The 7,976-nt window shown below is 47.3% G+C and carries 7 protein-coding genes; 1 reads left to right on the top strand and 6 read right to left on the bottom strand.

Annotation, left to right across the window (positions count from 1 at the left end; translation table 11 throughout):
• Window positions 1–4: 4 nt before the first annotated feature.
• The 6 genes from galU to T504_RS0109195 all read right to left on the bottom strand — a co-directional run bounded on the left by galU (window position 5) and on the right by T504_RS0109195 (window position 6,867).
• A complete protein-coding gene (gene galU, locus T504_RS0109170; RefSeq protein WP_033170780.1) occupies window positions 5–880 on the bottom strand; it encodes a UTP--glucose-1-phosphate uridylyltransferase GalU in 876 nt (291 codons plus the stop codon).
• Window positions 881–1,013: 133 nt separating this feature from the next.
• Entirely contained in the window at window positions 1,014–1,760 is a 747-nt protein-coding gene (locus T504_RS0109175) for a nitroreductase (protein ID WP_231473888.1), read from the bottom strand.
• A gap of 105 nt (window positions 1,761–1,865) precedes the next feature.
• Window positions 1,866–3,830, bottom strand: coding sequence for a molecular chaperone HtpG (gene htpG / locus T504_RS0109180; protein WP_033170781.1), 1,965 nt, complete (start codon window positions 3,828–3,830; stop codon window positions 1,866–1,868).
• 126 nt (window positions 3,831–3,956) lie between these two features.
• Window positions 3,957–4,154 carry a hypothetical protein gene (locus tag T504_RS0109185; RefSeq protein WP_033170782.1) on the bottom strand — a complete coding sequence of 66 codons (198 nt, stop codon included), beginning with the start codon at window positions 4,152–4,154 and terminating at the stop codon, window positions 3,957–3,959.
• A 702-nt stretch (window positions 4,155–4,856) separates the two neighbouring features.
• Window positions 4,857–6,380, bottom strand: coding sequence for a flotillin family protein (locus T504_RS0109190; protein ID WP_033170783.1), 1,524 nt, complete (start codon window positions 6,378–6,380; stop codon window positions 4,857–4,859).
• 154 nt (window positions 6,381–6,534) lie between these two features.
• Window positions 6,535–6,867: a diaminopimelate epimerase gene (locus T504_RS0109195; RefSeq protein WP_369793634.1), complete on the bottom strand. Its 333-nt coding sequence runs from the start codon at window positions 6,865–6,867 to the stop codon at window positions 6,535–6,537.
• Window positions 6,868–7,035: 168 nt separating this feature from the next.
• Here T504_RS0109195 and T504_RS0109200 point away from each other — a divergent pair, with 168 nt between their 5' ends.
• On the top strand, window positions 7,036–7,887 hold the full coding sequence (locus T504_RS0109200) for an AraC family transcriptional regulator (RefSeq protein WP_033170785.1): 852 nt from the start codon (window positions 7,036–7,038) through the stop codon (window positions 7,885–7,887).
• Window positions 7,888–7,976 lie beyond the last annotated feature (89 nt).

Genomic DNA, 7,976 nt, shown 5'->3' on the forward strand with positions numbered 1-7,976 from the left:
CACCTCAGATTCTTTCCGTAAGTTCCTGCAAATAGGCCTTAAACGGTGCCCCTAAATCCTCGCGGCGCAGCGCAAATTCCACCGTTGCTTTGAGGAACCCAAGCTTATCACCCACATCGTAGCGCTTGCCTTCAAAGTCATAGGCATAGACGGCATCCTCACGGGCCAAAACTTTGAGCGCATCCGTCAACTGAACTTCGCCGCCTTTACCCGGCTCGGTCTTTTCAAGGATGTCGAAAATCTGTGGCTTGATGATATAGCGGCCCAACACAGCCATGCGGCTGGGTGCCTCTTCCCGCGCAGGTTTTTCCACCATGTCCGTTACCTTCATCAGTCGCTCATTGTCCGTCTTTGTACCAGCAACGATACCGTAGGCAGAAACCTTTTCCTCTGGTACATTTTGGCAGCCAAGCACAGACCCGCCTGTAGACTCATAGATATCCATAAGCTGCCGCAGTGCCGGCTTTTCCGGGTTATAAACCACATCATCCCCCAGCAATACGGCAAAAGGCTCATCACCCATAAACGATTTCGCGCAGAGAATCGCATCCCCCAACCCGCGCATATAACGCTGACGGATATAGTGAATATTGATATCGGCAGTTTCCTGAACTTTTTCCAGAAGATCCAGTTTTCCTTTTTTCAGCAGCTCTGCCTCCAATGCCGGTGCACCATCGAAATGGTCTTCTATTGCACGCTTGCCATGACCGCTGATAATCAAAATATCTTCAATGCCACTGGCCATCGCTTCTTCTACAATATACTGAATCGTCGGCTTATCTACAATTGGCAGCATTTCCTTCGGCGTCGCCTTAGTAGCCGGCAAAAAACGCGTACCATAACCTGCCGCCGGAATAACAGCCTTCTTTATCTTCTGCATAGTATAAATCCCCTTGTTTGTAAAATGTCCTAAGTATATATATTATACATAAATAGAAAAATTCCTGCTACCCGCAACCAACAAGCACAAAAAACCAACGAACGCCTGGATACGCATTCGTTGGTTTATCGTTTTATCCGATATAGGTAACTTCGTTGCCCTTAATGGGAATCTCCCGGCGATTTGGCAGACCGTCTTCGCTGTCTGCATACCCGATGGAAAGAGAACCAAATACCGCTTCGTCTTCATGAAGCCCGAGTTCATAGAGATATTCCATGATGACCGGATTATCCTTGAGCCAGCGCAGCTGGTTAATCCAGCAGGAACCAAGATCAAGGGCATTGGCCGCCAGCATCATATTCTCGATTGCACAAGCCGTATCCGCATAACGGTTGCCATAGTTGCGCTTATTCGCAACGATAATCAAGCAGGGTGCATTGTATTTGAACACATAATTCCCCTTCTTGGAGAGGCGAATTGCGCCACCTATATCTTCGCTGTTTTCATCGGTAATCTCCATCTTGGCAAATTCTTCCTGCACCAGTCGCACCAGGGTGTCGAGCACCGCTTTGTCACGAACTACCAGGAAATGATTCTGCTGTTTGTTCTTACCACTTGGTGCCTGTCGTCCGGCTTCGATTACCTGCCGCAGCTTTTCTTCTTCAATCGGCTCCGGTTTGAACTTCCGCGTGCTATGACGGGATGCGATACATGGCAGAGCCCCCTTCATGAGGTTTTCCTCCGACCAGGTCAGAAGGTCGATGGCATCACTGACTTTCTTATGTGATTTCTGGTGACCTTCCATCAGCAGTACATCATCGACGTCTTCGAGTTTGCTGATTACATAATCAAACCATTCCATATCCGGCTGTTTATCCATTCTATGCCCTCCATTTCATTCGGTTCTATTGTATATAATTCGTTATCAAAAGAAAAAAACCTGCCTCCAAACGGAAGCAGGCTATTATTTTTAAAGAATTTTTTCTTATTTCGCCATAAGTTTTGCTACTTTATTCGCAAACTCGACAGGATTTTCCGGCAGAATACCCTCGATGAGCAGTGCCTGCGTATAAAGGAGATCGCAGTAATCTTTGAACTCTGCACTGTCTTTACCAGCCTCATGCAAAGACTGCAGGCGCGTGAACAAATCATGATGCGGGTTGATCTCCAGAATGCGGCGTGCCTTGAACAGCGGGTTGTTCATATCCGCAAAGGTCTGTTCCATAGACAGCGACGGGCCAGCTTCATCAGCCACCAGGCAGACTGCACTGGATTTGAGACGAGCCGAAACTTTGACATCGGCGACCTTTTCTCCCAGCGCTTCTTTGATGTCCTTCATAAGATCGTCGTTCTTCTTCTGGATATCTTCGGTCTCCTTCTTGACTTCCTGGCTTTCGGCATCATCGAGATCCAGGTCACCACGGCTGATGGAATGGAACTGCTTGCCCTCGTATTCACGCAATGCCTCGATACAGAGCTCGTCCACGGGGTCTAAGAGATAGAGCACCTCAATGCCCTTATCGCGCAGCGTTTCCATCTGCGGCAACTGCTCAATCGTTGCCTTATCTTTTGCCGTTGCGTAATAGATTTTCTTCTGGCTCTCCGGCATGCGTTCCACATATTCCTTGAGAGATACCAGTTTGCCTTCTTTTGAGCTCATGAAGAGCAGCAGGTCTTTAAGATTGTTGATGGTATCCATGCCCGAGTATACGCTGCCATAGACGCCAATTTTGAGCGATTTGCCAAACTCATTCCAGAATTTCTCATAATCCTCGCGCTTATTCTTCATCTTGCGGCCCAACGCCTTGAGGATGTTCTTTTCCAAGGCCTTGCCGATGGTTTTGAGTTCACGGCTCTGCTGCAGCAGCTCACGGCTGATGTTGAGCGAAAGATCCGGCGAATCCACCAAGCCCTTCATGAAGCGCAGATAGTCCGGCAGCAAATCCTTGCACTTATCCATGATAAATACGTGACGGGAATAGAGCTGCAGTCCCGGCTCATAGTCCGTATGATAGAGGTTGAACGGTGCATGCGCAGGAATGGCCAGCAATGCCGTGTACTCAACCGAACCTTCCGCATGCGTATGGAATACTTCCATCGGTTTTTCCCACTCATGGAACTGATTCTTGAAGAACTCGTCATATTCCTCATCTTTGATTTCGGATTTATTCTTGGTCCAAAGCGGCTGCATGGAATTTAACGTGCGAAGCTCCACGCGTTTTACCTTTTCTGCCCCTTCGATTTCTTTGCCATCCTCATCCTTCGGCGTTTCCTCAAAGGTGAAGTTCATCTTGATCGGATAACGGACATAATCGGAATACTTTTTAACCAGGCTCTCCAGTTTATAAGTATCGGTGTAATTTTCCTCCGAAGCGTCCCCGAAGAATTCCTTGCCCAAGGTAATCGTAATCGTCGTACCACGCTTCTCTTTCTCGCATTCTTCGATGCTGTAAGAGCCGTCACCCGTGGACTCCCAACGCGTTCCCTGCTTTTCGCCCGCCTTACGCGTCTCAATGGTAACTTTCTCTGCTACCATGAAAGCCGAGTAGAAACCAACACCGAACTGGCCAATGAGCTCTTTATCCGTATTGCTCTCGCCATTTTCGCTGGCTTCTTTCGCTTTTTTGAGCTGTTCCATGAAAGCTTTGGTGCCAGATTTGGCAATGGTACCAATGTTTTCAATGACTTCCTCACGGCTCATACCGATACCATTATCAGAAATCGTCAACGTATGAGCATCTTTATCCGGCTCCAAGAAAATCTCGAAATTATCATCACCCTCAAGCAGGTCACGATTCGTCAAGCTCTCAAAGTGAACCTTGTCGATTGCATCCGATGCATTGGAAATGAGCTCACGCAGGAAAATCTCATGATTCGTATAGATGGAATGAATCATCAGTTCCAGGAGCTGTTTGGTCTCCGCTTGAAATTCATGGGTTTCTTTTGCCATATCTATCTGCCTTCCTTTATCAGAAATAATTTTTGAAGTTTTAGCACTCTACAAGTCCGAGTGCTAACGTACAGGTATTAGTATACGACAAAAAAAACAAAAAGTCAAAAATTGACCATTGACTCGTCAAAGTTTTTTGTATGCGATTTTCAGATTCTTATCCATATAATCTGCCAAGCTTTCCTGCTGAACCATCCCACGAACTTGCGCCTCCGTAGATGGTTTTAACTGCTGAAAGGTATTGTACGCCACACAGAATTCCTCAAACGTGCCACCAAAGCCCTGTTTCTTAGCCGCCTCAAACAATTCTTCATAAGTCACCATAATCAAGACCTCCTTATTTCGATCACTTTTCCTATATTATACTATATCTCTGTAATTTAGATGCAATCATCTTTGGGCTGTAAATTACAGTTTGCAGGGGAGTATTACCCAGTTCGTGTTCGAGGTAAGTCGCCGGCGGCGGGGGCCCCAGTACCAACGCTCCACTCGGTGACAACCCGCTACAAGAAATTTTTGCCTTTTAATTAAGAGTTGGAAAACAGTTAAACGCGCTTCGCTTGGACGAAACTGCTTTTCCAACGAGAACGCAGGCAAAAATTTCTTGCTTCACGCGGAACGTCAAGGCTACGCTTATGGTACTGGGGCCCCCGCCGCCTCGGTTAGAGCCGGCACGAATTGCTACGCCCTCGGAGGGAGTAACCCTGAGAAAATCGCCACAGACTCAGCCGCCACTAGGGGCAGTGCCATAAACGAAGCGTTTGATGTTTTCCGTGAAGAACGAAATTTTTATCCTCACCGTTCGTCGAAAAATTGCTACCGTTCAAGCGAAGCGCGTTTTGCAACTTTTTCGATGCTTAATTAAAGATAAAAATTTCGTTTAGGAAAACATCTCCCGTGGAGTGTTGGCACTGCCCCTAGCGGCGGCGAAGAGCTGCTTCGAATGAGACCTACAAACTGTAATTTTGAGAAAAAGCCCTGTTGCGCACACGCTAGCGTCAACAAGGCTTTCTCTAGAAGGATCGATTATTTATTTTTTTCATCGATTGCCTTAGCCACCGCTGCAATCTTAGCCGTTTCATCCGGAGTAGTATCTCCCGTTACGTTGACATTGCGCGTTACTTTCGCATCATAGGACTCACTGCGCATGATGTCAGCCAAATCCACCCCGGTGCTCTCTTTTACCGACTGGAAGGTCTTTGCTAATACCAATGGCACATTACCAGCGATTGGACCCACCGAGGCACCCTCTTCGCCACCGCCAATGATGGAAATCTTATCAATCGCCGTAAGCGGTTTGGCAATCTCGGCAGCCACTTGCGGAAGAATTTCAATCGCCATCTGCGCCATTGCAGCTTTGCCGTATTTCTTCATTGCCTCAGCTTTTTTATCCATAGCGGCTGCTTCTGCCTCACCTTTCGCGCGTATAGCAGCTGCCTCCGCTTCACCTTTGGCCTTGATACCAGCAGCTTCCTGCTCCATCGCATATTTTTTCGCCTCAGCCTGTGCTTTCTGGGCTTCGGCCTCTTTCTGCTGAATATACAACCGTGCCTCAGCGTCGCGCTGCTGTTTTGCCAGTTCTGCCTGTGCCTGAACCTCCACCGCATATTTATCCGCATCCGCTTTTTTCTGGATTTCCGCAGCCAATTCCTGCTCGCGGACCGCAACTTGCTTTTGCTTAAGTTCCTGCTCACGCTCGGTCTTGGCGATTTCTGCATTTACCGTAGCCGTCTGTATGGACTTCTGCTGTTCCTGATTCTGAATTTCATACGCTGCATCTGCTTCGGCGCGTTTGATATCCGACTGCTTCTGCAGTTCTGCCTTGCGAATGGCAAGATCCGTCTGGCGCTGTGCGATTTCCAACTCGGCTTTGACCTTGGCATCATTGGATTCTTTCGAAGCTGCCGCCTGAGCAATTGCCACATCACGCTCTGCCTGCGCACGGGAAATCGCCGCATCTTTTTTGATTTTCGCCGTATTATCGGCACCAAGATCTACGATAAGGCCATTGTCATCGGTAACATTCTGGATATTGCATGAGATAATATCGATTCCCAAATTACGCATATCCTTGGATGCCTTGCTGACCACCTGGTCGGAGAACGAATCGCGGTCTGTATTAATATCCTTGAGATCCAACGTACCAATGATTTCACGCATGTTACCTTCCAGGGAATCCTGCAAACTGGTCGCAATTTCCTCTGGCTTCATGTTAAGAAAATTAAGCGCCGCAATCTTACGTCCCTCGATATCCTTTGCCACGGCTACTTTCGCTACTGCGTCAACGCGAACGTTGATAAAATCATTGGTTGGCACCGACTGTCCCGTTTTGATATCAACGGAAATCTGTCCCAAATACAGATAATCGGCCCGTTCCAACGCGGGAATCTTGATACCGCCCTGACCGATGAGGAATCGCGGCTCTTTGCGCAAACCAGATAAGATAATCGCACGATTTGGCGAAGCCTTGACATACATCATCGTGATCACCACAAACATAATGCCCAACAAAATTATGACCGGAATAGCTATTAATAAAATAGTACCCATAAAAACCTCCCATAAAACTCTTTATAAAGAAAATAATCACGGCTACTATTTTGCACCTCTATTCTTTTGTACGCATTAAAGTGGCATTGGAGTTTTCTTAATTCAAAAAAATAAACTTCCTCATAAGAGGAAGTTCATCGTATTCCCTATCGAATTAACAGGCTGCCGATTCATTCAATTCATCGGCTTCGCGCATGCATCTTACAAAATAATCGGTCAAGCGGATCTCGTAGTCAGCCTTGCTCCGCGACAAAACCAAATAATCCGCTGCCGTAAGTTCTTCCTGGACACCCTCTTTGGTAAATGCCTGGAAGGAAGGAATTTCCTGCGTACCAGTAAACACCAGGATGCGATCAGCACCTACACCCTGACGGCTCGACAAGAGACGAATCGCTGCAGCGCCCGGCATGAATCCCGTGGTGCCATCCAGCATCATAACTTCTTTATCCTCCATCAGATAACTGCGAACTAACATCATCTCTGTCACCGGCCTTTCTAAATCATTCCGCGCCCATCCCCGGACGCTTCTCGTTACTTTCGATGGTTTTATTATAGCAAGGTTTAAATTGCAATAAAATCACAAAATATGCTTTAAATATTGCAAAAGATGTACTAAACTAAGAAAGAGCTTTTACTACGGAAAGGAGTAGCTGCTGTGAGCGACTATGAAAAGAAAGGATATCTGTCTACGGATTACCGCATATTCCGCCTGAAAGATTCGACCTTGAAGCCAATTCCCTTTCACTATCACGATTTCCATAAAATCATCTTATTTCTTGACGGCAACGTCGATTATGTCATAGAAGGAAAGACCTATCATCTTACTGCCCGCGATGTTGTCTTCGTTTCTGCTGGGGAAATCCATCGCCCGATATTCTTGTCTGGATCTGCGGACTACGAACGCATTGTCATCTACGTTTCCCCATCGTTTCTCGAGCGCTGGCAGCAACAGGATCCCCAGCATAATGATCTTTCGCAATGTTTTTCCCAAGCCCGCGCAACAGCCAGCGTCATGCATCAAGCTCCGGGAACTAGTCACGATTTGCTGTTCCACATGGACAAATTGGAAAAGACCGCTCATGGTGAAGGATTCGCCAATGGTCTTTTTACCGAAATACTCTTCATTGAGTTTATGATTCTCATCAACCGCCTGCTCGAAGGGCACGAACTGGCAGGTCTGGAAAATGCTTCTTATGATCAGAAAATTCAGGATGTCCTTGCCTATATCAATCAGCATCTAGCCGAAGACCTGAGTATTGATACACTGGCCACACATACCTACACCAGCAAATTTTACTTGATGCGCAAATTCAAAGCCAATACCGGCTATGCCTTGCACCAGTATATCCGCAGCAAGCGGCTGCTGCTGGCCCGCGATATGCTTCGCAGTGACATGCCCATAGCGCAAATTGCCGGAGAAGTCGGTTTTGCCGACTATTCCACATTCTCCCGTGCCTTCCGCGAAATGTTCCAATGTTCCCCGCGAGAGTATCGAAATACGCATTAAACTTCAAATTACAGTTTGCAGAGGAGTCTTACCCAGTTCGTATTCGAGGCAAGTCGCCGGCGGCGGGGGCCCCAGTACCAACGCTCCAC

Origin of the sequence: Selenomonas sp. ND2010 (assembly GCF_000702005.1) — a bacterium.
GTDB lineage: Bacteria > Bacillota > Negativicutes > Selenomonadales > Selenomonadaceae > Selenomonas_A.

Bases quoted from the DNA above. Each gene is read 5' to 3' on its own strand.
- galU (WP_033170780.1), bottom strand. From the start codon at position 880: ATGCAGAAGATAAAGAAGGCTGTTATTCCGGCGGCAGGTTATGGTACG.
- T504_RS0109175 (WP_231473888.1), bottom strand. From the start codon at position 1,760: ATGGATAAACAGCCGGATATGGAATGGTTTGATTATGTAATCAGCAAA.
- htpG (WP_033170781.1), bottom strand. From the start codon at position 3,830: ATGGCAAAAGAAACCCATGAATTTCAAGCGGAGACCAAACAGCTCCTG.
- T504_RS0109185 (WP_033170782.1), bottom strand. From the start codon at position 4,154: ATGGTGACTTATGAAGAATTGTTTGAGGCGGCTAAGAAACAGGGCTTT.
- T504_RS0109190 (WP_033170783.1), bottom strand. From the start codon at position 6,380: ATGGGTACTATTTTATTAATAGCTATTCCGGTCATAATTTTGTTGGGC.